The organism is Gilliamella sp. W8136 (assembly GCF_016101285.1).
Taxonomy (GTDB): Bacteria; Pseudomonadota; Gammaproteobacteria; order Enterobacterales; family Orbaceae; genus Gilliamella; species Gilliamella apicola_N.
Genome location: NZ_JACFQU010000002.1, coordinates 39,765 through 61,987 on the forward strand (window position 1 = coordinate 39,765; position 22,223 = coordinate 61,987).

The following is a 22,223-nucleotide window of genomic DNA, read 5'->3' on the forward strand; positions in this document are numbered from 1 at the left end:
TGCGGGGTATATTACTCTAATTAACTAAAAAAAGCTTATTTACGTTATATCGTTTTTATAATGCGCTCAAAAAGCGTAAAATCAATACCAGTATTTAAATTAATTTTTAGACATTGATCGTCGATCAAGTTAAATATAGGAGTCAATATGAATATTTATAAACAAATTTTAGATAGTACTACAGAATCAAAATTATTAAGCTCATCTGTAAAACAGACAAAATTTGGTGAATTACCTATTTTAGTTATTCAGCATAAAAGTTGCTATGCTGCTGTTAGTTTGCAAGGTGCACATTTATTATTCTGGCAACCTTCAACTGAGCAGACACCTGTTATTTGGTTAAGTAAACAATCAAAATTTGAAAAAGGTACTGCAATTCGTGGCGGTGTGCCAGTTTGTTGGCCTTGGTTTGGACCTTTAGGAACACCTTCTCATGGCTTTGCTCGTATTGTTGAATGGACTTTAGACTCATGTAACGAAGATGATAACGGTGTCGATATTGCATTGGTACTCTCTAATAATCAACAAACAAAACCTTATTTTGACAAACCGTTTAATGTATCTTTAAAGATCCATTTAGGTAAAACTTGCGAGGTGACTTTGAGCTGCTCAGGCGACTTTGAAGCAACCAGTGCGCTGCATACTTATTTTGGCATTGACAATATTAGTCATGTTGTTGTTAGTGGATTAGGTGATACTTATCAAGACCGACTTACTGTTGAAAATAAACCAGTTACTGTTGGTCAAATGACTTTTAATCAAGAAGTTGATCGTATTTATACAAATGCCAATACTGAAATGACTATTAATGATAATGTTCGAACTATTAAGCTTACCACTACTAATGCAAGTGATGTAGTTACTTGGAATCCATGGATAGATAAAGCTAAAGCAATGGCTGATTTTGGTGATGATGAATATCAATCTATGGTTTGCGTTGAAGCAGGACGCATCAATAAACCGTTAAAATTGTCACTAAATGAACAATCAACTTATGGTTTCAAGATAGAATTGATTTAATTATTTTTTGATTATAGTTGTACACGCAATCAATATGATACAAAGTCGATAGTATTATTTGATTGCGTTTAATCGGATTAAACTTTATAATCGCTAGCGCTTTTTAAAGCACCTATTTTATAGCCAACTACTGGGTCGCCTGTAATTGGTTTTTATTTTAAAATAATTAAGAGAAATGAAAATGTTTAAACTTAAAGCAGAAGTTAGAAAAGAGCATGGTAAGGGTGCGAGCCGCCGCCTGCGTCACGCTGGTAAATTCCCAGCTATTATTTATGGTGGAACTGAACCTGCAATCTCTGTTGTGCTTGATCACAACCAAGTCTTCAATATGCAAGAAAAACCAGAATTTTATTCTGAAGTTTTAACTATTGAAGTTGACGGTAAAGCCGTTAAAGCGAAAGTGCAGGCGGTACAACGTCACCCGTTCAAGCCAAAACTAGTTCATATGGATTTTGTTCGCGTATAATTATATTTTAATTGGATATTATCCAATCAAAGATTTAAGATAAAGGTCACCTACATGGTGACCTTTTATTTTAGAAAAAATAAGGCAAATGCCTATTATTATGATTTACCCCATTAACTAGGTATACATAGGTAATACAACAGAATAGAATAAAGTATATTCTACCACCTTAGGAGAGAACCATGTCTGATATCCCAGCTTGCAATTTAGTTATTTTCGGTGCTAAAGGGGATTTGACAAGACGCAAATTATTACCGTCTTTATATCAATTAGAAAAATATGGAAAATTGCCAACACAAACCAAAATTTTAGGTGTCGGACGTGCAGATTGGGATCATGCCGCTTATGTTGAAGTTGCGAAAGATGCATTAACCACTTTTATGTCAGAACCATTGGATGAAAATATTTGGCAAAGATTTAGCCAAAGGCTTAACTTCCATAAATTGGATGTTAATAATATTTCAGGTTTTAATGCACTCAAAAATGAGCTTGATCAAACTCGACCAACTATTTTTTATTTTGCGATGCATCCAGGGGCTTTTGGTACTATTTGCCAAGGTCTAGCTGAAGCTGGATTAAATCAAGATCAGAATCGAATCGTCATGGAAAAACCGCTGGGTACTGATTTACAATCATCGCGTGAAATCAATGATTCAGTGGCAAAATATTTCAGTGAATCACAAGTGTATCGTATTGACCATTATTTAGGTAAAGAATCCGTTCTAAATCTATTAGCATTACGTTTTGCTAATCCACTGTTTGCCTCATTTTGGGATAGAAATTCGATCGATCATGTGGAAATAACGGTAGCCGAACAAGTTGGTATTGAGGGTCGATGGGGATATTTTGATAAAGCTGGCCAAATGCGTGATATGGTGCAAAATCATTTATTACAAATTTTAACTATGATTGCTATGTCGCCTCCTGCTAACCTAGAAGATAATAGCTTACGTAATGAAAAAATAGCAGTACTTGATGCACTTAGACCAATAAATAAAACGAATATTCGTGAGAAAGTTGTACGGGGTCAATATACTGCAGGATTTGTAAATGGTATTAATGTCCCTGGTTATTTAGAAGAAGATGGAGCAAATAAAGAGAGTAATACCGAAACATTTGTAGCCATTCGTGTTGATATCGATAACTGGCGCTGGGCTGGAGTACCTTTTTATTTGCGAACAGGTAAACGTTTACCAAGCAAATGCTCCGAAGTCGTTGTTTATTTTAAACCATTACCACTTAATTTATTTAATGAATCTTATCCAGAGTTACCACAAAATAAATTAACCATTCGGTTGCAACCGGATGAGGGAATGGATATTGAAATTTTAAATAAAGTCCCAGGATTAGATAGTACGCATACGTTACAAACAACTAAGCTTGATCTCAGTTTTAATGAGGCTTTTCATCAACATCGTGCTGATGCTTATGAACGATTATTACTTGAGGTTATGCGAGGAAGACAAGCTCTATTCGTCCATCGTGATGAAGTCGAAGCCGCATGGAAATGGGTTGATTCGATTATTAACGCTTGGGAATCAGACAAAGAGTCACCAAAAACTTATCAGGCAGGTACATGGGGTCCGGTTGCATCGGTTGCCTTAATCACTAAAGATGGGTATTCATGGCATGAATTTGAATAAAGGAAAATTAAATATGTTTACGTTAAACAAATATGAAAATAGTCAGTTGTTGATTAAAGATTTAACCTCACATATTGTTAATGCTTTAAAACTAGCAATTGAAAAAAAAGGTCATGCTTCTATTGCTGTTTCTGGAGGTAAAACACCTATTCCATTATTTACCTTACTAAGTCAACAAGATCTAGAATGGAATCGAGTTTTTATCACATTAGTTGATGATAGATGGGTTGATGATACTGATGATGCTAGTAATGAAAAATTAGTAATGACATACTTGTTACAAAATAAAGCAAAATTAGCTAATTTTATAGGACTAAAAAATAGTTATGACAATCCATTTGATGGAGCAGAACTTACTGACAAAATTTTAGATAAAGTACCAATGCCATTTGATGTGGTCATTTTAGGTATGGGAGAAGATGGTCATACAGCTTCATTATTCCCTGGAGCAGCTAATTTGCAAGCGGGCTTAGATATGAAATCAGGCCGTAAGGTTGTTGGCATGACGCCGTTGACCGCTCCTCTTGATCGTATTACCTTGACTTTACCAACTATTTTGAATAGTACAAATATCTATTTGCATTTAGTTGGAGAAAGTAAAATGGCTGTATTAGAGCAAGCAGAAAATGGTGATGACGTTAATGAAATGCCAATTCGAGCCATTTTGCAGCAAAATAAAGTTAAAGTAACTGGATTTTGGTCAGCTTCCTAAATTACATATATTAGCCGACAAATGTCGGCTAATTATTTTCAGAAAAATTAATCCTTTGTAATATTTTGTTAATTCTTATCATTACTAAAGCAAATATTTCTACTCACTTAGCCCCATATTGTTAATCAGTTTGTGTGGTTTTTATACTCAAAAGTAGCATAATCATTCGAATATTATCTTTAACACTTTGTTATTATTTAAAATAAAAACGTTGGTGATTTTTAGTTTATTCTTAAAAAATAAAATAGAACTGTATTGTTAAACAATGAGAAATTAATTAATTAAATGCCTATTAATTTTGTGACTTTTGTGGTAAAAAGTGGGGTTAAGTGGCAAGAAAGCCATAATTATTTAAATAATTGATTATTAACAAATAAAAAATACTAAAAATTTATAACTAACGGTGCTTTTATGTTCAGCGGTGCAACTTCAGTCACTTTAGATAGTAAAGGGCGGATGGCTATTCCTACTCGCTACCGTGAATTTTTGTCTGAAGGTATGGTTTGTACTATTGGATTATATCATCCTTGTCTTACTCTTTATTCCATGTCTGAATGGAAAAGAATTGAGCAACAACTTTCGACACTTTCCACTGTGGTTGAGGCTGAACGTAGAGTTAAACGATTATTATTAGGTTATGCAATTGAGTGTCCAATGGATAATTCAGGCAGAATTTTGTTACCGCCAACGTTACGCACATATGCCAAACTAGAAAAACATATCATGTTTGTTGGACAATCTAATAAATTCGAGATTTGGGATGAAGTAATATGGTATCAACAAATTAGTGATGATATTGCAGCATTATCAACCGATATTGCAAATTTATCAGATAATTTGAAAAGTTTAACTATTTAACAAAGAGTAAAAAAATTAATGAGCTATCAACATACTACAGTTTTATTAAATGAAGCCGTAACAGCATTGAATATAAAAAAAAACGGCATTTATGTTGATGGGACTTTCGGTCGAGGTGGGCATTCTCGTCTGATACTAGAACAACTTGGAGAGCAAGGAAAGTTAATTGCTATTGATCGTGACGCGTTAGCACAACAAGCCGCAGCTGAAATAAAAGATCCTAGATTTACCTTTATTCGTGGAGAATTTTCTCATGTTTATCAATATATTGATAATTTAGGATTACTCGGTAAAGTTGATGGTTTTTTATTAGATCTTGGTGTCTCATCACCACAATTAGATGATCCTCAAAGGGGATTTTCATTTATGCGTGATGGTCCTCTTGATATGCGGATGAATAGTCATAAAGGTATGACTGCAAGTGAGTGGTTATTAACTAGCAATGAAGCTGATATTGCTTGGGTGCTAAAAACATTTGGCGAAGAAAAATTTGCTAAACGTATTGCTCGGGCAATAGTTGAACAAAATAGACTTGCGCCAATAACTCGAACCTTAGAATTGGCGAATTTAATTGAACAAGCCACACCTAAAAAAGATAAATATAAGCATCCTGCAACTCGGAGTTTTCAAGCGATTCGTATTTATATCAATAGTGAATTGGAAGAAGTTGAACAGGCATTAAATAGTAGTTTGTCAGTACTGGCCGATAAAGGTAGATTGGCAATAATTAGTTTTCATTCTTTGGAAGATAGAATAGTTAAACAATTTATTAGTAAAAATAGCAAAGGACCAGAACTTCCTGCTGGATTACCACTAACAGAACAACAAATTAAACAATATGGTGGGGCTAAATTAAAAACACTCGGTAAAGTTAAACCAAGTGCTGATGAGATTAACCACAACCCTCGTTCACGAAGTGCAATATTAAGGGTAGCTGAAAGGAAAAATGAATCGTAATCAAAGTAATGATTTTGATAACTTATATGCTGAAATCGATAGCCAAAAAAGGCCAAGAAAGAGTCTATTTGGTCTAATTATTGGTGATCTGATTAAGAATCAAAAATTTTCATTACTATTACTAGTTCTTATAATTTTGTCGGCTGGTGCTGTATTAATCACAACTCAACAGGTTCGTAAACAGCTATTTGAACGTGAACAACTTTTATTAGAACAGGATGTTTTAGAGAGCGAATGGCGTAATTTAGTCATCGAAGAAAATGTACTTGCAGATCCGAAACGTGTTGAATATAGAGCAAAAAATCAATTAGGTATGTCTTATGTGACATCAGAAAATGAAACCGTTATTGTGATAAAGAGTAAATAATGAAACCTGTAAAAAAAAATAATAAAGATAAATCTAAAAAGGTTTTAAAGACTACTAAAGTAAATAAACTGAATAACAAAAAACAGTTTTTTACACCTAATCGTTTTTATGTTGTATATGGTTTTATCATCTTTGCTATTGTTTGTTTGATTATCCGAATGGCAATTTTGCAGATCATAGAACCTGATAAACTTATTGCAGAAGGTAATAAACGATCAATTCGACACCAAGAAATGGATGCGCCAAGAGCTATGATTACTGATCGTAATGGGCGAGCCTTAGCTGTGAGTGTACCAATGTTCGATGTGTGGGCTGATCCAAAAATTGTTGTACAAAAAGGCGGTGTAAAAGCTGATGATATAAGGTGGCAAGGGTTAGCAAAAACTCTGAATATTCCAATGTCAACGCTTGAGCAAAAACTGAGTAATCCGTCTATGCGTTTTGTTTATTTATCTAAACAAATAACACCGACAATCTCGAATTATTTAAAACAGTTAAAATTGCCAGGGATTTCCTTTGCAAAAACGTCAAAACGCTACTATCCAGCAGCAGAGAACATTGCTCAGCTTATTGGTTTAACGGATATTGATGAAAATGGTACAGAAAAAGGTGCTGAGGGTATCGAGAAAAGTTTTAATAAATGGTTAACGGGTGAATCAGGACAAAGAGTTATTAGACGTGATCGAGTAGGACGCGTCATTGAAGAAATAGAACGAACAGAGAGTGAAACAGCTGAAGATTTAATATTAAGTATTGATGAACGGTTACAATCATTAGTTTATAGCGAGCTTAGTCAGGCTGTTGCATTTAATAAAGCGGATAGCGGTACTGCCGTTTTAATTGATGTGCATACCGGTGAGATTTTAGCAATGGCAACTAGCCCATCTTATAATCCTAATAATCGATCATCAATTGATTATAATTTGCTACGTAATCGTGCTGTAACGGATGCATTTGAACCTGGTTCTACAGTAAAACCTTTGGTTGTAATGGCTGCGTTAGAGAAGAAAATCGCAGATTTGAATACTGTTATTGATACTAGACCTTTTTTAGTAAATCGTTACGAGATTAAAGATGTGTCATATCAAAAATCATTAAATTTAGCAGGTATTTTGGAAAAATCGAGTAACGTAGGTGTGAGTAAATTGGCTTTGCAAATGCAATCTGGCGAACTTGTTGAGTATTATAGTCGTTTCGGTTTAGGACAGCCAACAGGACTCGGACTAGGTGGGGAAGTCAATGGATCAATAGCTGCAGATAGAACCAGAAAATGGGCTGATATTGAAAGAGCAACATTTGCATTTGGATATGGATTAAGAGTGACACCGCTACAATTAGCAAGAGCCTATGCAACGATTGGTAGTTATGGAATTTATCGACCTGTTTCTATTTTAAAAGTTAACGAACCTATCGAAGGTCAGCGAGTTGTACCAGAAAAAATAGCGAAAATAGTTGTTCAATTAATGGAAGCTGTAGCTGTTTCAGGTGGTGGGGCAAAAGCATCAGTGCCTGGTTATAGTGTCGGGGTTAAAACCGGTACTGCTAAAAAATTATCAAGTGGGCGCTATGTCAATCAATATTTGGCGTACACAGCAGGGATTGCACCAGCAACAAGGCCAAAATATTCGTTGGTCGTAATTATTGATAATCCGAAAGCTGGTCAATATTACGGAGGTTCTGTTTCCGCACCAGTTTTTAGCCGTATTATGGGGGGAGTACTTAGAACTATGAATGTTAAACCAGATCGGCAAGTAGACGGTCAAACGATTATTTATTAATAGGTGGTAAAAGGTGGCTACAAGCACATTTAAAACATTATTTAAATTATTAGGGGGGGATGAAATTCTAAAATTAAAAGATTTCCCGCTTAATAATTTGCGAATTGATAGTCGCAAAGTGAAAGAAAATGATGTATTTGTTGCTATTAAAGGTTATTCAGTTGATGGGCGAAAATTTATTTCTGAAGCTATTTCAGCGGGCGCTGTTGTTATTTTAATTGAAAGCCATAGAAAATCGAATGATTTAAAAATTGATTATTTGAAAAAAGATGATCAATCAGTTATACCACAAATCAGTGTTTTTCAACTTTCACAGCGCTTATCTGTTATTGCAAATGATTTTTATCATTCTCCATCAAAAAAATTATCGGTTATTGGCGTAACAGGTACGAATGGAAAAACTACGATTACGCAACTTATTGCTCAATGTACAACATTGCTTAATGATAAAACAGCTATATTAGGTACTATTGGAAACGGAATTTATAATCATCTAGAACCATCAATTAATACAACGGCATCCGCTATAGATGTTCAATCATTATTAGCTGATTTTGTGAAAAAACATGTTAAAGTTGTGGCGATGGAGATCTCATCTCATGGACTTGCGATGAATCGAGTAAAAGGCTTAAATTGTGCTGCAACGGTATTTACTAATTTAAGTCGTGATCATCTTGATTACCATAAAACCATGAGTAAATATGCTAAAGCAAAGTGGTCGTTATTTAATCCTGATGAAAAAGAAAAACACGTTTCAAACTCGGGTAAGTCAATTATTAACTATGATGACAAATATGGTAAACGTTGGATTGAAAAGCTGTCACAAGTGACGGCTGTATCTTGTCAACCTAAATCTTTAAGACGATTAAAAGCGTTAAATACTCCTTATGTTGGCGTATCTATGATTGAATATCATGATAAAGGTGCCAAAATTCATATGGAGTCTACTTGGGGTAATGCCATTATCAACAGTCGATTATTAGGTGAATTCAATGTGTCTAACATATTGTTAGCTATAGCAACATTATTAACGCTTGATTATCCATTTTTTGCTGTAATTAATATGGCATCTTTTCTTAAACCAATTTGTGGACGAATGGAAGTCATACATTCAAACAATAATCCAACAGTCATTGTTGATTATGCCCATACGCCTGATGCATTACAAAAAGCGTTACAAGCAAGTCGAATTCATTGTAAAGGATCTTTATGGGTAGTTTTTGGTTGTGGTGGAGATAGAGATACAGGCAAAAGACCTTTAATGGCTGAAATAGCTGAGCAATTTGCTGACAAAGTAGTATTAACTAATGACAATCCTCGTACAGAAGATGAAATGAATATTATTCATGATATACAGCAAGGTTTCCATAATAATAAAGAGATACAAGTGATCACAGATAGAGCGCAAGCTATTACACAAACACTTGCACAAGCAAAGCCAAGTGATGTGATATTAATTTCAGGAAAAGGCCATGAGGATTATCAAATTATTGGCAAAACAAAATATCACTATTCAGATCAGGAAACAGTCAGACAGCTTTTAGGAATTGAGAGTCAATTATGATCCCATTAAGTATTGAAAAAATTAAGCAACTGATAAATGGAAAATCTTATCATATTGATAATGAAAATTGGGTAGTTGAAGCTATTAGTACCGATTCGCGAAAAATTTCTAATAAATCACTATTTATAGCGCTTATTGGTGATAATTTTGATGGACATGAATTTGCCGAGCAAGCGATAAAAAATGGCGCTATAGCGGTGATTGTTAATCATAAAATTGATCATGAAATACCACAAATTATTGTAAACGATACTCATCAGGCTTTAGGCAAAATAGCTGCATTTATTCGTCAACAAAGTAAAGCAAAAATTGTAGCGCTTACTGGTTCTTCGGGTAAGACATCAGTTAAAGAAATGACCGCTTCGATTTTACAAAATTGCGGACAGACACTTTATACACAAGGTAATTTCAATAATGATATTGGTGTACCATTAACGCTATTTCGGTTAACACAACAAGATGAGTTTGCTGTAATAGAATTAGGCGCTAATCATATCGGTGAAATTGCCTATACAACCAATATGGTTAAACCTCAAACAGCTTTAATTAATAATATTTCTGAGGCACATCTTGAAGGTTTTGGTTCACTTGAAGGTGTGGCAATAGCTAAAGGTGAGATTTTTCAAGGGTTACCTAAAAATGGTATTGCAATAATTAATTTGGATAGTTGCAGTGATAAATGGTTTACTCAATTAACGAATAAAACTGTCTGGACTTTTTCATTGAATAATTCATCGGCAGACTTTTATGCTAGTAATATTCATATTTCAGAACATACTCGATTTATTTTACATTCCCCTCATGGCGAATGCGAAATTATATTACCATTAATTGGACAGCATAATGTTACTAATGCTATTGCAGCTTCAGCTTTAGCTATTTCGGTAGGCGCTAATTTTGAACAAGTGGTTAAAGGTTTATCTACTTTAAACCCTGTAAAGGGGCGATTATTTCCAATAAAATTAAATGGAACACAATTAATTTTAGATGATACTTATAATGCCAATGTTGGATCGATGTCTGCTGCGATTAAAGTTTTAGCAAGCCAACAAGGGTATCGAGTATTTGTCGTTGGTGATATGGCTGAACTTGGATACGAAGCAGAAAAATATCATCAAAAAATAGGTGAAATAGCTAAACAAGAGCAAATTGATTGTGTAGTAAGTGTTGGAAAACTCAGTCAGAGTATTAGTGAGTTTAGTGGTGTAGGTCACCATTTTACTAATAAACAAGATGCGGTTAGTTATTTACTAACTTTACTTCGTCAGTATCCAAAATTAACTATGCTTGTTAAAGGTTCGCGTAGTGCAAAAATGGAAGAACTCATCGAAAAAATACAATTTAAACAATAGTGAGTCAGGATAAAAATTATGTTGGTTTTATTATCAGAATATTTAGTTAAATATTTTACATTTTTTAATGTTATCTCTTATTTAACGGTAAGAGCTATTCTAGGTTTATTAACTTCATTAGCCATTTCGTTAATTATGGGACAAAAAGTCATTGATTGGTTGCAAAAATTACAAATCGGTCAAGTCATTCGTAATGATGGCCCAGAATCTCATTTAAGTAAAAAAGGCACTCCAACTATGGGTGGGATTTTAATTTTGGCATCTATTTCGTTATCGGTATTTCTATGGGCTGATCTTCGTAATCCTTATGTTTGGATAACACTATTTGTATTAATTGGTTATGGAATAGTTGGCTTTGCTGATGATTATTTAAAAGTAATTCGTAAAAATAGCGCAGGACTGATTGCAAGATGGAAGTATTTTTGGCAATCGGTTATTGCTTTAATTGTAGCGTTTGTTCTTTATGCTTATGGTAAAGATAGTTCAGTCACAGTGCTCGTAGTACCATTTTTTAAAGATGTCATGCCACAATTAGGTATATGTTTTATTTTACTTACTTATTTTGTCATTGTAGGGGCAGGTAACGCCGTTAATTTAACTGATGGTCTTGACGGACTTGCGATTATGCCAACTGTTTTTGTTGCCGCAGGTTTTGCACTGGTTTCTTGGGCGACAGGTAATGTCAATTTTGCCGCTTATCTGCATATTCCGTATATAAAATTTAGTGGTGAATTAATGATTATTTGTACCGCTATTATTGGAGCAGGGCTAGGTTTCTTATGGTTTAACACCTATCCTGCCATGGTATTTATGGGTGATGTTGGTTCATTAGCTTTAGGTGGAGTATTTGGCATTATCTCTGTGTTATTACGGCAAGAATTTTTATTACTGATAATGGGTGGTATTTTTGTTATTGAAACATTATCGGTCATATTGCAAGTAGGCTCCTTTAAATTACGGGGAAAAAGAATATTTCGCATGGCACCTATTCATCATCACTATGAATTAAAAGGTTGGCCAGAGCCTCGAGTTATTGTGCGTTTTTGGATAATCTCATTAATGTTAGTTGTAATTGGTTTATTAACTTTGAAATTACGCTAATCAAAATATCAGGATTGAATCATGGTTAACTATCAGGGCAAAAATGTTGTTATTATTGGATTAGGCATCACAGGTTTATCTTGTGTTGATTATTTCCTTGCTCAAAATGTTATTCCCAAAGTCATTGATACGCGTCTACAACCACAAGGATTAGAACAATTAGATGAGCGTGTTGATTACCATTTAGGGGAATTAAAAATTGATTGGCTATTAGCTGCTGATTTAATTATTGCCAGTCCTGGTATTGCGCTATTCACACCAGAATTGAAACAAGCTGCTGACAAAGGCATTGAGATTATTGGTGATATTGAGTTATTTTGTCGTGAAGTGAATCTACAAAATAATAAAAAGATTGTCGCGATTACTGGCGCGAATGGAAAAACAACAGTGACGACTTTAGTCGGTGAAATTGTTAAGTCTGCAGGTATTAAAGTAGGGGTTGGGGGTAATATTGGTCAGCCGGCATTAGCTTTATTGAATCAAGATTGTGACGTATATGTACTTGAGCTCTCAAGTTTTCAGTTAGAAACAACAAGCAGTCTAAAAGCCACTGTAGCAACAATTTTAAATATATCCGAAGATCACATGGATCGTTATCCATTAGGTCTAAAACAATATACAGCGGCTAAACAACGAATTTATCATAATGCAAAATATTGCATAATTAACCATGATGATCAATTAACCTTTCCAATATCTAAACATCATTATACTGTTTCATTTGGATTAAAAGAAGGTGATTACCATTTAGATGAACAATGTGAATATTTAATTGCTCAAAATCACGCCGTATTATCAACTAAAGATATGAAACTGACAGGTAGTCATAACTATCTTAATGCTTTGGCTGCATTAGCTATTACTGATAAATTAAATATAGATAGGCAATCCAGCTTAGCTACAATCATGAACTTTCAAGGTTTACCGCATCGCTTTGAGTTAGTTTTAGAGCAAAACGGTGTGAAATGGATTAATGATTCTAAAGCAACAAATGTTGGTAGTACAGAAGCCGCATTGAAAAGTGTTGTCTGTCATGGAAAATTATATTTGTTATTAGGTGGAGATGGTAAATCAGCTGATTTTTCACCTTTAATTCCTTATTTACAAAATAAAAATCTCGAAATTTTCTGTTTTGGTCGAGACCGTGATTTACTCGCTAAATTAGCGCCTAATTTAACTACTGTTACAGAAACAATGGCAGAAGCTATACAAATTATTGTTCAGAAAGTATTATCAAATGATGTAGTCTTGCTTTCCCCGGCTTGTGCGAGTTTAGATCAGTTTAAAAATTATATTGAACGAGGAAATCAATTTGCCAATGTAGCCAAACAGTATGTTCTAAGGAGTGAAAAATGACACTTTTTGGAATAAGAAAACAAGTTAATCCAAATATACCATTTGATAACTCATTACTTTGGACTGTGATTAGTTTAATGGTATTTGGTTTGATAATGGTAACATCTGCATCAATGTCATTTAGTGAAAACGATCCTTTTTTTTACACGCAACGTGAATTGATTCAAATAACAATTTCATTGTTATTAATGATTATTACTTTATATATTCCTATGCAGCGCTGGCAACAATTTGGATCAGCATTATTAATTGTTGCCATTATAATGTTAATTGTAGTTTTAGGTATAGGTGCTTCAATTAATGGCGCTTCAAGGTGGATTCCATTAGGTGTTTTTAATTTTCAACCAGCCGAGTTAGCTAAATTATCACTGTTTATCTTTTTAGCAGGATATTTATCAAGAAAGTCAGATGAAGTGCAAAATCGATTTTGGGGATTTTTTAAACCTATGGTCGTAATGACTGTTCTTTCTATTTTGTTGCTTAAACAGCCTGATTTAGGGACAGTTATTGTATTATTCATGGTAACAATCGGCATACTATTTATTGCTGGAGCCCAATTATGGCAATTTATTGCTATCTTACTAACTGGTGTAGGTGCGGTAATTTGCTTGATATTGTTTGAGGCTTATCGTTTAACTCGTTTACTAACTTTTCTTGACCCTTGGCAAGATGCTACAGGTTCCGGGTATCAATTAGTTGCATCATTAATGGCAATCGGTAGTGGCGGTATCACCGGTCAAGGAATGGGTAATTCAATTCTTAAATTAGGTTATTTACCAGAGTGTCATACTGATTTTATTTTTTCAATTATTTCGGAAGAATTTGGTTATATTGGTGTAATTACTTTATTAATTTTACTTTTCTTTTTGACATTTAAAGCATTGGCCATTGGATACCGAGCGTTAAATGATGGTTCTTTGTTTTCAGGATATTTAGCTTGTGAAATAGGTATATGGTTTGGTTTTCAAACTTTCGTCAACATTGGCGTTACATCAGGTATGTTACCAACTAAAGGATTAACATTACCATTTATTAGTTATGGTGGTTCAAGTCTTATTGTAATGAGTATTGCTGTAGCAATATTATTGAGAATTGATTTTGAATTTAGACAAAAACAGGCGCAAGCAAGAATAAGGATTATAAAGTAATGAAGAAATTGTTAGTTATGGCAGGCGGTACAGGTGGCCATGTTTTTCCTGGTATTGCCGTTGCGCATTATTTGATGCAACAAGGTTGGCAAGTGAAATGGTTAGGTACTGCAGATAGAATGGAAGCACTCCTTGTACCTGAAAATGGTATTGATATTGATTTTATCGAGATTTCAGGACTACGTGGTAAAGGGGGAATGGCATTATTAAAAGCGCCTTATAAAATTTTAAAAGCAGTGTTACAAGCTAGAAAAATCTTAAAAACTTATCGTCCTGATGTTGTTCTAGGTATGGGCGGATATGTTTCAGGTCCAGGTGGTATAGCGGCTAAAACTCTTGGTATACCTGTGGTATTGCATGAACAAAATGGCATAGCAGGTTTAACAAATAGATACCTTGCAAAAATTGCAACAAGAGTGTTACAAGCATTTCCAACAGCATTCCCTAATGCTCAAGTAGTTGGCAATCCAGTAAGAAGTGATTTGTTAACTATTGCTAAACCTGAGGACAGATTTAAAGATCGAAATGGACCTATTAGAATATTAGTGATGGGAGGCAGTCAGGGAGCAAAAGTTATTAATGATATAGTACCCCAAGTGATAACAAAACTATCTGATACCTTTGAGGTATGGCATCAAACGGGTAAAGGTATGTTGAATTCAGTCATTCAATCTTATCAAAATTGTGATATGACAAAGATTAAGGTTACTGAATTCATTTCTGATGTAGCCGAAGCTTACAGTTGGGCAGATATCGTAATTTGTCGTAGCGGAGCATTAACTGTGAGTGAAATTGAAGTTGTAGGTATTGGCGCAATATTTATTCCATTTATGCATAAAGATCGTCAACAATATTGGAATGCAAAATCCTTAGCTGATGTCGGTGCGGCGCACATTATAGAACAACCAAATTTTAATGTTGAAGCGTTATCAAATTTATTATTAAATTTCAATCGTGATAAGTTAATAGATATGGCCGTTAAAGCAAAAAGTTTATCTATTGTCGATTCTACAGAAAAAGTGGCTGAAACTATTTGTTCAGTGGTAAAATAATAGTTTTTACATAATGTTATGTAATGGTTTTGGTTAATTTAAAGTGTTGGGATAAATGTTTAATTGAATTTAAAAATTAGTATTATGATTTCAATTTTCAATAAAGATTTGACGATAGACACTAAATAAAATGATTAGGAGTTAAATTGTGAATACTAAGGAATTAGCTGAATTAAGAGCAATTATTCCCCAAATGAAACGTGTCAAGCATATCCATTTTGTTGGAATTGGTGGCGCAGGAATGGGTGGCATTGCTGAGGTTCTAGCTAATGAAGGGTACCAAATTAGTGGTTCAGACATTGCTGAAAATGCGGTTACTCAACACTTAGAGACATTAGGTGCAAAAATTGTTATTGGGCATGCAGCTGAAAATGTTCTTAATTCAAGTGTTGTCGTTATTTCTTCAGCCATTTCACAAGATAATATTGAAGTAATCGCAGCTCGTGAAGCTCGTATACCTGTTATTCAAAGAGCAGAAATGTTAGCTGAATTGATGCGTTTTCGATATGGTATAGCAATCGCTGGTACTCATGGTAAAACCACAACAACAGCAATGGTGACAGCCATTTATGCAGAGGCAAAACTTGATCCCACATTTGTTAATGGTGGTTTAGTTAAAGCTGCTGGAACACATGCAAGATTAGGTAGTAGCCGATATTTTATTGCAGAAGCAGATGAGAGTGATGCCTCATTTCTTCATCTACAACCGATGGTATCTATAGTAACAAATATAGAGCCTGACCATATGGATACTTATAACGGTAGCGTTGATAATCTTAAACAGACATTTATTTCGTTTTTGCGTAATCTTCCGTTTTATGGTTTAGCTGTTATGTGTTATGACGATCCCATTAATCGTGAATTATTGCCGATTGTTGGACGTAAAATCATTACTTATGGATTCAATGAAGAGGCAGATGTCGTTATTAAAAATTATCGTCAGGAAAGAGGTGTAAGTTATTACACCGTTTGTCGTCCTGACCGTGAAGATTTACAAATTGAGTTAAATGCACCAGGAAAACATAATGCCCTAAATTCAGCGGCCGCTATTATTGCTGCAACTGAAGATGGTATTGATGATGAATCGATTGTAAAAGCATTAGCTAAATTTGCAGGTACTAGCCGACGTTTTGATTTATTAGGTATTTTCCCTAATTCGGATGGAGGCGATATCATGATGGTTGATGATTATGGTCATCATCCAAGTGAAGTTAATGCAACAATTCAAGCAGCAAGAAATGGTTGGCCTGATCGTAGATTAGTAATGTTATTCCAACCACATCGATATACACGTACTCGAGATTTATTTGATGATTTTGCACAAGTATTATCACAAGTTGATGCACTTGTCATGTTAGATGTCTATTCTGCTGGTGAGCAACCAATTGCTGGTGCTGATAGTCGTTCATTATGTCGTACTATTCGCAATCGAGGTAAAGTTGATCCAATTTATGTGTCTGATTTAAATTTATTACCTGAAATTATGCAAGAAATATTGAAAGGTGGTGATCTTTTATTGACACAAGGTGCAGGTAGTGTTGGTCGAGTAGCACGTCAGTTGGCCAATACTCAATTATTTACAAAAGAGGAATTATAAATGGTTGATAAAGTTGCCATATTATATGGTGGTACCTCTGCAGAGCGAGAAGTATCGCTTAAATCAGGTAATGCGGTACTAAATGGTCTATTAGCAAATGGTATTGATGCACATCTTGTTGATACTAAAGATCACTCTATTACTAATTTAAAACAAGAAGGATACACAAAGGCTTTTGTTATTTTGCATGGGCGTGGTGGTGAAGATGGTATTGTTCAAGCAATACTGACTTATCAAAATATTCCTTATACGGGTAGTGACGTATTGGCTTCAGCATTAACGATGGATAAATTAAAAACTAAATTAGTTTGGAAATCATTAGGTTTACCTGTTGCTGATTATGTAATGGTGGAAAAAACACAATCTTTTGATATTGACGCTATTGTTAAACAATTGGGCTTGCCATTATTTGTCAAACCAAGTCATGAAGGTTCTAGTGTAGGTATGACTAGGGTTAATCAAGCATCAGAATTAAAAGCTGCCCTTGAGGTTGCCTTTAAATATGATAGTGTTGTGATGGTTGAATCATTTTTAGCAGGGCCAGAATTTACGGTAGCAATTGTCGGAGATGAAGTTTTACCTTCAATTTACATTAAGCCATCTACCCAATTTTATGATTATGATGCAAAGTATTTATCAGACACAACTCAATACTTTTGTCCAAGCGGATTATCCGATGAAAAAGAACAAGAGATTCGTAAATTAGCTTTAGATGCTTATAAAGCTGTCGGTTGCAGAGGTTGGGGGCGAGTCGATATTATGTTTGATGATAATCAAAAACCATATTTACTTGAAGTTAATACTGCTCCGGGCATGACAGATCATAGCTTAGTGCCAATGGCCGCTAAACAACATGGTTGGTCATTTAATCAACTAGTTAGCCAAATATTACAACTAGCAGCAGTTTAACTGGCTAATTTTATGAAACAAGTTAGACAAGCAGCACATAGAAGAGATGAAACTAGAAGAAAGCTGCTTATTTTTCGTAGTAAGGAACAATTGATAGGATTTTTGTTCTTTATTACGATTATTCTAATAAGTGCTTGGATTGTACAAAGTGTTAAAAACTGGATGGATGATCCCGAACAAATGGTACTGTCACAGTTAACATTAAGTGGTGAACACATTTTTACAACAGAAGATGATCTTCGGGAAGCCATTTTAGGATTAGGATTGCCTAATACTTATGTTGGGCAAGATGTTGTTGATATTCAGCAAGAAATAATGAGATTTCCATGGGTTAAGCAAGCAAGTGTGCGAAAACAGTGGCCAGATAGGTTAATTGTTTATGTAGAAGACTATAAGCCAGCATATTATTGGAATGACTTGTTTTTTCTTGATGAAGAAGGGAATGTTTTTAGTGTGCCATCGGATCGGATTACTGATTTGAAGTTATCAAGGCTTTATGGTCCTGAAGGTAAAGCTAAATCAGTACTTGAAAATTATTCTAAATTAGAAAATCTTTCTAAAAAATTAGCTAATAATCAGTTGGCATTACAGATTAACGCTACAATATCAGATGAGCGTAATTCTTTACAACTGATGGTAACACGATGTATAGCGGGTGTATGCGATGAAAATCAGGAAATAAAATTAGTGTTGGGAAATAAACACATTGAAGAACGTTATGAACAATTTATTAAATTGTTTCCTGAAATTCAGTCAAGAACACCGGTGGATGAAAGAATAACGGTCGCTGATTTACGTTATGAAAATGGTATTTCAGTACAAACAGAGAAAATAGCGCAGTAAGGAATCAATAAAGGCTGAAATATGAAAGCAACAGAAAAAAAATTGGTTGTTGGATTAGAAGTTGGTACCTCTAAAGTACTTGCTCTCGTTGGTGAAGTTCTTCCCGATGGTATTATTAATATTATCGGTGTAGGTCATTGTCCATCAAAAGGTGTTGATAAAGGTGGTGTTAACGATCTAGAGTCGGTAGTGAAATCAATCCAACGAGCAGTTGATCAAGCAGAGCTAATGGCTGACTGCCAGATATCTTCCGTTTATTTAAGCCTTTCAGGAAAACATATTCGTTGTCAAAACGAGATTGGTATGGTGCCAATAGCAGAAGAAGAAGTGACAGCAGAAGATGTTGAAAATGTTGTGCATACAGCGAAATCAGTTCGAATTTTAGATGAACACCGTATATTACATGTGATTGCCCAAGAGTATTCTATTGATTTACAGGAAGGAATTAAAAATCCAATTGGTTTATCCGGTGTACGAATGAAAGCAAAAGTACACTTAGTTACTTGTCATAACGATATGGCAAGAAATATTGTAAAAGCCGTTGAACGCTGTGGATTAAAAGTTGATCAACTTATTTTTTCTGGTTTAGCTTCTAGCTATGCTGTATTGACTGATGATGAAAAAGAACTTGGTGTCTGCGTCATTGATATGGGCGGAGGTACAATGGATGTGACTGTCTATACAGGTGGTGCATTACGACATTCCGTTGTTATACCTTATGCAGGAAATGTAGTTACTAGTGATATTGCTTATGCATTTGGTGCGCCGCCGATGGATGCTGAAAATATTAAAATCCGTTATGGGTGTGCCGTCGGTTCGTTAATTGGTAAAGATGAAGTGATTGATGTGCCAAGTGTTGGTGGAAGACCATCACGGTCTTTGCAAAGACAAACCCTTGCTGATGTAATTGAGCCTCGATATTCAGAGCTACTTTCATTAGTACAAAAAGAGTTGCTTACTTTACAAGATGAACTGAAGAAACAAAATGTCAAATATCAATTAGCCGCAGGGATTGTATTAACAGGTGGTGCAGCACAAATTAAGGGAATGGTTGAATGTGCTGAAAGAGTTTTTCAAAATCAAGTGCGTATAGGTCAACCTTTAAATATTTCGGGGTTAACTGATTATGTACAAAAACCTTATTGTTCAACGGCAGTAGGGCTATTGCATTATGGAAAACAAAGTTTATTAAATGATGATTCGAAAGATAGTGATAAATCATCATTAAAAGGGATAGCTAAACGTTTGACCGGTTGGTTTAAAAAAGAATTTTAGCTAATATATTACAAGAACTTCGTGGACATTGCAGGCGGTTATCTGTACAATGTTCATAGAGCGTAAATTTGGAGATAAGTTATGTTTGAGCCTATGGTTGCAGATGATGAACCAGCAGCAGTCATTAAAGTTATTGGTGTAGGTGGTGGCGGCGGTAACGCTGTCGAACATATGATTGCTGAACATATCGAAGGTGTAGAGTTTTTTGCGGCAAATACAGATGCACAAGCATTGCGAAGAATTAAGGTAGGTCAAACTATCCAAATCGGTACCAATGTTACTAAGGGACTTGGTGCTGGAGCTAATCCAGAAGTGGGTAGAAACTCTGCTGAGGAAGATCGTGAAGTAATTCGTAGTGCTATTGAAGGTGCTGACATGGTGTTTATCGCAGCTGGAATGGGTGGAGGCACTGGAACAGGTGCCGCGCCAGTAGTTGCCGAAATAGCTAAAGAGTTAGGTATTTTGACTGTAGCTGTCGTGACTAAACCTTTCGGTTTTGAAGGGAAAAAGCGCATGGCTTTTGCTGAGCAAGGTATAGCTGAATTAGCAAAACATGTTGATTCGCTTATTACTATACCAAATGATAAATTATTAAAAGTGTTAGGTCGTGGTGTTAAACTACTTGATGCTTTTGCCGCGGCTAATGGTGTGTTAAAAGGTGCGGTACAAGGTATTGCTGAACTGATTACTAAACCAGGTCATATCAACGTAGACTTTGCTGACGTTAGGACTGTTATGTCTGAAATGGGATATGCCATGATGGGTTCAGGCTGTGCTAGTGGTGATAATCGCGCTGAGGAAGCAGCTGAAATGGCAATTTCTAGTCCATTACTAGAAGATATTGATTTATCTGGAGCCCGTGGTGTTCTTGTCAATGTAACAGCTGGTTTAGATCTTGGATTAGAAGAATTTGAAACAGTGGGTAGTACAGTTAGAGCTTTTGCTTCTGACAATGCGACTGTTGTAGTTGGTACAACTTTTGATCCAGACATGTCCGATGAAATTCGTGTTACAGTTGTAGCAACAGGTATTGGTATGGACAAACGTCCAGAAGTAAAAATAGCTAAACCAATGACCCAAAATCCATTATTTGGTCAAACAAGTAACTTAGGACAACAAGAAGAGAGATTAGCTAAAGTTGTGAATGAACAAGGTATTTCTCCTCTTGAAGAAAATAAAATTTTAGATATTCCTGCTTTTATCCGTAAGCAGGCAAATTAGTATTGAACTTAGTTGAGTTTTTATTGTCTAATAATGCAGTAAAAACAAATAGAATAGTAGGTGCAAAGTGAAACAAAGAACATTAAAAAAGACAATACAAGCGACAGGTGTAGGTTTGCATACTGGCAAAAAAGTTACTTTGACCTTACGTCCCGCACCTGAAAATACAGGGATTATTTATCGTCGTACTGATTTAAATCCGTATGTAGATTTCCCTGTTGATGCTAAATCTGTGCGTGATACTATGCTTTGTACGTGTCTAGTGAATGAAGATAATGTTCGCATTTCAACTGTTGAGCATATTAATTCAGCACTAGCCGGTCTTGGTATTGATAATCTTATTATTGAAGTTAATGCGCCAGAAATTCCAATTATGGATGGTAGTGCAAGTCCATTTGTTTATTTATTGCTTGATGCAGGTATTACCGAGCAAAATGCATTAAAAAGATTTTTACGAGTTAAAGAAACCGTTCGAGTTGAAAATGGTGATAAGTGGGCTGAATTGAGACCGTATAATGGTTTCAAATTAGATTTTACTATCGATTTCCAACATCCGGCTATTGATAGTAGCTCACAGCGTTATCAATTAGATTTTTCTTCTGAATCTTTTATTCGCCAGATTAGCCGTGCTAGAACATTTGGTTTTATGCGTGATATTGAAGCGTTACAATCAAAAGGTTTGTGCTTAGGTGGTAGTTTGGATTGTGCTATTGTTGTTGATGACTACAAAGTACTTAATGAAGATGGTTTACGTTTTGAAGATGAGTTTGTTCGTCATAAAATGCTTGATACTATCGGTGATTTGTACATGAGCGGTCATAACATGATTGGTGAAGTTGTTTGTTATAAATCAGGCCATGCTTTAAATAACCAATTATTACAAGCGTTATTGGCAAAACAAGAAGCATGGGAATACGTGACATTTACTGAAGAGCAAAGCGTTCCACTTGCTTTAGGTACGCAACAACTTGTTTTAGCATAAAACTCTAAATCAATATAATTTT

The 22,223-nt window shown here is 34.9% G+C and carries 20 protein-coding genes; all 20 read left to right on the forward strand.

The genetic code is table 11. The features are described 5' to 3' along the window. Positions 1 to 147: 147 nt before the first annotated feature. The 20 genes from H3T96_RS01390 to lpxC all read left to right on the forward strand — a co-directional run bounded on the left by H3T96_RS01390 (position 148) and on the right by lpxC (position 22,201). Positions 148 to 1,020: a D-hexose-6-phosphate mutarotase gene (locus H3T96_RS01390; RefSeq protein ID WP_144091814.1), complete on the forward strand. Its 873-nt coding sequence runs from the start codon at positions 148 to 150 to the stop codon at positions 1,018 to 1,020. A gap of 181 nt (positions 1,021 to 1,201) precedes the next feature. Then, positions 1,202 to 1,486 carry a 50S ribosomal protein L25 gene (rplY, locus tag H3T96_RS01395; protein WP_039128225.1) on the forward strand — a complete coding sequence of 95 codons (285 nt, stop codon included), beginning with the start codon at positions 1,202 to 1,204 and terminating at the stop codon, positions 1,484 to 1,486. Between the two features lie 182 nt (positions 1,487 to 1,668). Then, complete coding sequence (gene zwf / locus H3T96_RS01400) at positions 1,669 to 3,129, forward strand: glucose-6-phosphate dehydrogenase (RefSeq protein WP_144091815.1); 1,461 nt, start codon at positions 1,669 to 1,671, stop codon at positions 3,127 to 3,129. A gap of 13 nt (positions 3,130 to 3,142) precedes the next feature. After that, positions 3,143 to 3,841: a 6-phosphogluconolactonase gene (gene pgl, locus H3T96_RS01405; RefSeq protein WP_144091816.1), complete on the forward strand. Its 699-nt coding sequence runs from the start codon at positions 3,143 to 3,145 to the stop codon at positions 3,839 to 3,841. Between the two features lie 411 nt (positions 3,842 to 4,252). Continuing rightward, a complete protein-coding gene (mraZ, locus tag H3T96_RS01410; RefSeq protein WP_065737710.1) occupies positions 4,253 to 4,699 on the forward strand; it encodes a division/cell wall cluster transcriptional repressor MraZ in 447 nt (148 codons plus the stop codon). Between the two features lie 18 nt (positions 4,700 to 4,717). Further along, positions 4,718 to 5,656: a 16S rRNA (cytosine(1402)-N(4))-methyltransferase RsmH gene (gene rsmH, locus H3T96_RS01415; protein ID WP_144091817.1), complete on the forward strand. Its 939-nt coding sequence runs from the start codon at positions 4,718 to 4,720 to the stop codon at positions 5,654 to 5,656. After that, positions 5,646 to 6,023: a cell division protein FtsL gene (ftsL, locus tag H3T96_RS01420; protein ID WP_144091818.1), complete on the forward strand. Its 378-nt coding sequence runs from the start codon at positions 5,646 to 5,648 to the stop codon at positions 6,021 to 6,023. The genes rsmH and ftsL overlap by 11 nt, the downstream gene beginning before the upstream one ends. Beyond that, a complete protein-coding gene (gene ftsI, locus H3T96_RS01425) occupies positions 6,023 to 7,801 on the forward strand; it encodes a peptidoglycan glycosyltransferase FtsI (RefSeq protein ID WP_144091819.1) in 1,779 nt (592 codons plus the stop codon). Before ftsL ends, ftsI begins: the two co-directional genes overlap by 1 nt. A gap of 13 nt (positions 7,802 to 7,814) precedes the next feature. After that, positions 7,815 to 9,365 carry a UDP-N-acetylmuramoyl-L-alanyl-D-glutamate--2,6-diaminopimelate ligase gene (murE, locus tag H3T96_RS01430; protein ID WP_198248569.1) on the forward strand — a complete coding sequence of 517 codons (1,551 nt, stop codon included), beginning with the start codon at positions 7,815 to 7,817 and terminating at the stop codon, positions 9,363 to 9,365. Continuing rightward, complete coding sequence (murF, locus tag H3T96_RS01435; RefSeq protein WP_086327653.1) at positions 9,362 to 10,717, forward strand: UDP-N-acetylmuramoyl-tripeptide--D-alanyl-D-alanine ligase; 1,356 nt, start codon at positions 9,362 to 9,364, stop codon at positions 10,715 to 10,717. The genes murE and murF overlap by 4 nt, the downstream gene beginning before the upstream one ends. Positions 10,718 to 10,735: 18 nt before the next feature. Further along, positions 10,736 to 11,818: a phospho-N-acetylmuramoyl-pentapeptide-transferase gene (gene mraY, locus H3T96_RS01440; RefSeq protein WP_065737704.1), complete on the forward strand. Its 1,083-nt coding sequence runs from the start codon at positions 10,736 to 10,738 to the stop codon at positions 11,816 to 11,818. Between the two features lie 21 nt (positions 11,819 to 11,839). Continuing rightward, the gene (gene murD, locus H3T96_RS01445; protein ID WP_086326483.1) at positions 11,840 to 13,174 is read left to right on the forward strand and encodes a UDP-N-acetylmuramoyl-L-alanine--D-glutamate ligase; all 1,335 of its coding nucleotides are present in this window, start codon (positions 11,840 to 11,842) and stop codon (positions 13,172 to 13,174) included. After that, positions 13,171 to 14,322: a cell division protein FtsW gene (gene ftsW, locus H3T96_RS01450; RefSeq protein ID WP_086326482.1), complete on the forward strand. Its 1,152-nt coding sequence runs from the start codon at positions 13,171 to 13,173 to the stop codon at positions 14,320 to 14,322. The genes murD and ftsW overlap by 4 nt, the downstream gene beginning before the upstream one ends. Next, positions 14,322 to 15,374, forward strand: a complete 1,053-nt coding sequence (murG, locus tag H3T96_RS01455) for an undecaprenyldiphospho-muramoylpentapeptide beta-N-acetylglucosaminyltransferase (RefSeq protein WP_144091820.1) — start codon at positions 14,322 to 14,324, stop codon at positions 15,372 to 15,374. Before ftsW ends, murG begins: the two co-directional genes overlap by 1 nt. 148 nt (positions 15,375 to 15,522) lie before the next feature. Continuing rightward, the gene (gene murC, locus H3T96_RS01460) at positions 15,523 to 16,971 is read left to right on the forward strand and encodes a UDP-N-acetylmuramate--L-alanine ligase (RefSeq protein WP_144091821.1); all 1,449 of its coding nucleotides are present in this window, start codon (positions 15,523 to 15,525) and stop codon (positions 16,969 to 16,971) included. Then, positions 16,972 to 17,880 carry a D-alanine--D-alanine ligase gene (locus H3T96_RS01465; protein WP_065737699.1) on the forward strand — a complete coding sequence of 303 codons (909 nt, stop codon included), beginning with the start codon at positions 16,972 to 16,974 and terminating at the stop codon, positions 17,878 to 17,880. A gap of 12 nt (positions 17,881 to 17,892) precedes the next feature. Then, positions 17,893 to 18,723 carry an FtsQ-type POTRA domain-containing protein gene (locus tag H3T96_RS01470; RefSeq protein ID WP_144091822.1) on the forward strand — a complete coding sequence of 277 codons (831 nt, stop codon included), beginning with the start codon at positions 17,893 to 17,895 and terminating at the stop codon, positions 18,721 to 18,723. A gap of 21 nt (positions 18,724 to 18,744) precedes the next feature. Then, positions 18,745 to 19,998: a cell division protein FtsA gene (gene ftsA / locus H3T96_RS01475; RefSeq protein WP_065737697.1), complete on the forward strand. Its 1,254-nt coding sequence runs from the start codon at positions 18,745 to 18,747 to the stop codon at positions 19,996 to 19,998. Between the two features lie 81 nt (positions 19,999 to 20,079). Beyond that, positions 20,080 to 21,219: a cell division protein FtsZ gene (ftsZ, locus tag H3T96_RS01480; RefSeq protein ID WP_065737696.1), complete on the forward strand. Its 1,140-nt coding sequence runs from the start codon at positions 20,080 to 20,082 to the stop codon at positions 21,217 to 21,219. 67 nt (positions 21,220 to 21,286) lie between these two features. Beyond that, the gene (gene lpxC / locus H3T96_RS01485; RefSeq protein ID WP_065737695.1) at positions 21,287 to 22,201 is read left to right on the forward strand and encodes a UDP-3-O-acyl-N-acetylglucosamine deacetylase; all 915 of its coding nucleotides are present in this window, start codon (positions 21,287 to 21,289) and stop codon (positions 22,199 to 22,201) included. Positions 22,202 to 22,223 lie beyond the last annotated feature (22 nt).

What these genes read in the sequence shown, in the direction of transcription:
- H3T96_RS01465 (WP_065737699.1), top strand. Translation starts at nt 16,972, where the DNA reads ATGGTTGATAAAGTTGCCATATTATATGGTGGTACCTCTGCAGAGCGA.
- zwf (WP_144091815.1), top strand. Translation starts at nt 1,669, where the DNA reads ATGTCTGATATCCCAGCTTGCAATTTAGTTATTTTCGGTGCTAAAGGG.
- murG (WP_144091820.1), top strand. Translation starts at nt 14,322, where the DNA reads ATGAAGAAATTGTTAGTTATGGCAGGCGGTACAGGTGGCCATGTTTTT.
- ftsZ (WP_065737696.1), top strand. Translation starts at nt 20,080, where the DNA reads ATGTTTGAGCCTATGGTTGCAGATGATGAACCAGCAGCAGTCATTAAA.
- ftsL (WP_144091818.1), top strand. Translation starts at nt 5,646, where the DNA reads ATGAATCGTAATCAAAGTAATGATTTTGATAACTTATATGCTGAAATC.
- pgl (WP_144091816.1), top strand. Translation starts at nt 3,143, where the DNA reads ATGTTTACGTTAAACAAATATGAAAATAGTCAGTTGTTGATTAAAGAT.
- murF (WP_086327653.1), top strand. Translation starts at nt 9,362, where the DNA reads ATGATCCCATTAAGTATTGAAAAAATTAAGCAACTGATAAATGGAAAA.
- murD (WP_086326483.1), top strand. Translation starts at nt 11,840, where the DNA reads ATGGTTAACTATCAGGGCAAAAATGTTGTTATTATTGGATTAGGCATC.
- mraZ (WP_065737710.1), top strand. Translation starts at nt 4,253, where the DNA reads ATGTTCAGCGGTGCAACTTCAGTCACTTTAGATAGTAAAGGGCGGATG.
- rplY (WP_039128225.1), top strand. Translation starts at nt 1,202, where the DNA reads ATGTTTAAACTTAAAGCAGAAGTTAGAAAAGAGCATGGTAAGGGTGCG.
- ftsW (WP_086326482.1), top strand. Translation starts at nt 13,171, where the DNA reads ATGACACTTTTTGGAATAAGAAAACAAGTTAATCCAAATATACCATTT.
- H3T96_RS01390 (WP_144091814.1), top strand. Translation starts at nt 148, where the DNA reads ATGAATATTTATAAACAAATTTTAGATAGTACTACAGAATCAAAATTA.
- H3T96_RS01470 (WP_144091822.1), top strand. Translation starts at nt 17,893, where the DNA reads ATGAAACAAGTTAGACAAGCAGCACATAGAAGAGATGAAACTAGAAGA.
- rsmH (WP_144091817.1), top strand. Translation starts at nt 4,718, where the DNA reads ATGAGCTATCAACATACTACAGTTTTATTAAATGAAGCCGTAACAGCA.
- ftsI (WP_144091819.1), top strand. Translation starts at nt 6,023, where the DNA reads ATGAAACCTGTAAAAAAAAATAATAAAGATAAATCTAAAAAGGTTTTA.
- mraY (WP_065737704.1), top strand. Translation starts at nt 10,736, where the DNA reads ATGTTGGTTTTATTATCAGAATATTTAGTTAAATATTTTACATTTTTT.
- ftsA (WP_065737697.1), top strand. Translation starts at nt 18,745, where the DNA reads ATGAAAGCAACAGAAAAAAAATTGGTTGTTGGATTAGAAGTTGGTACC.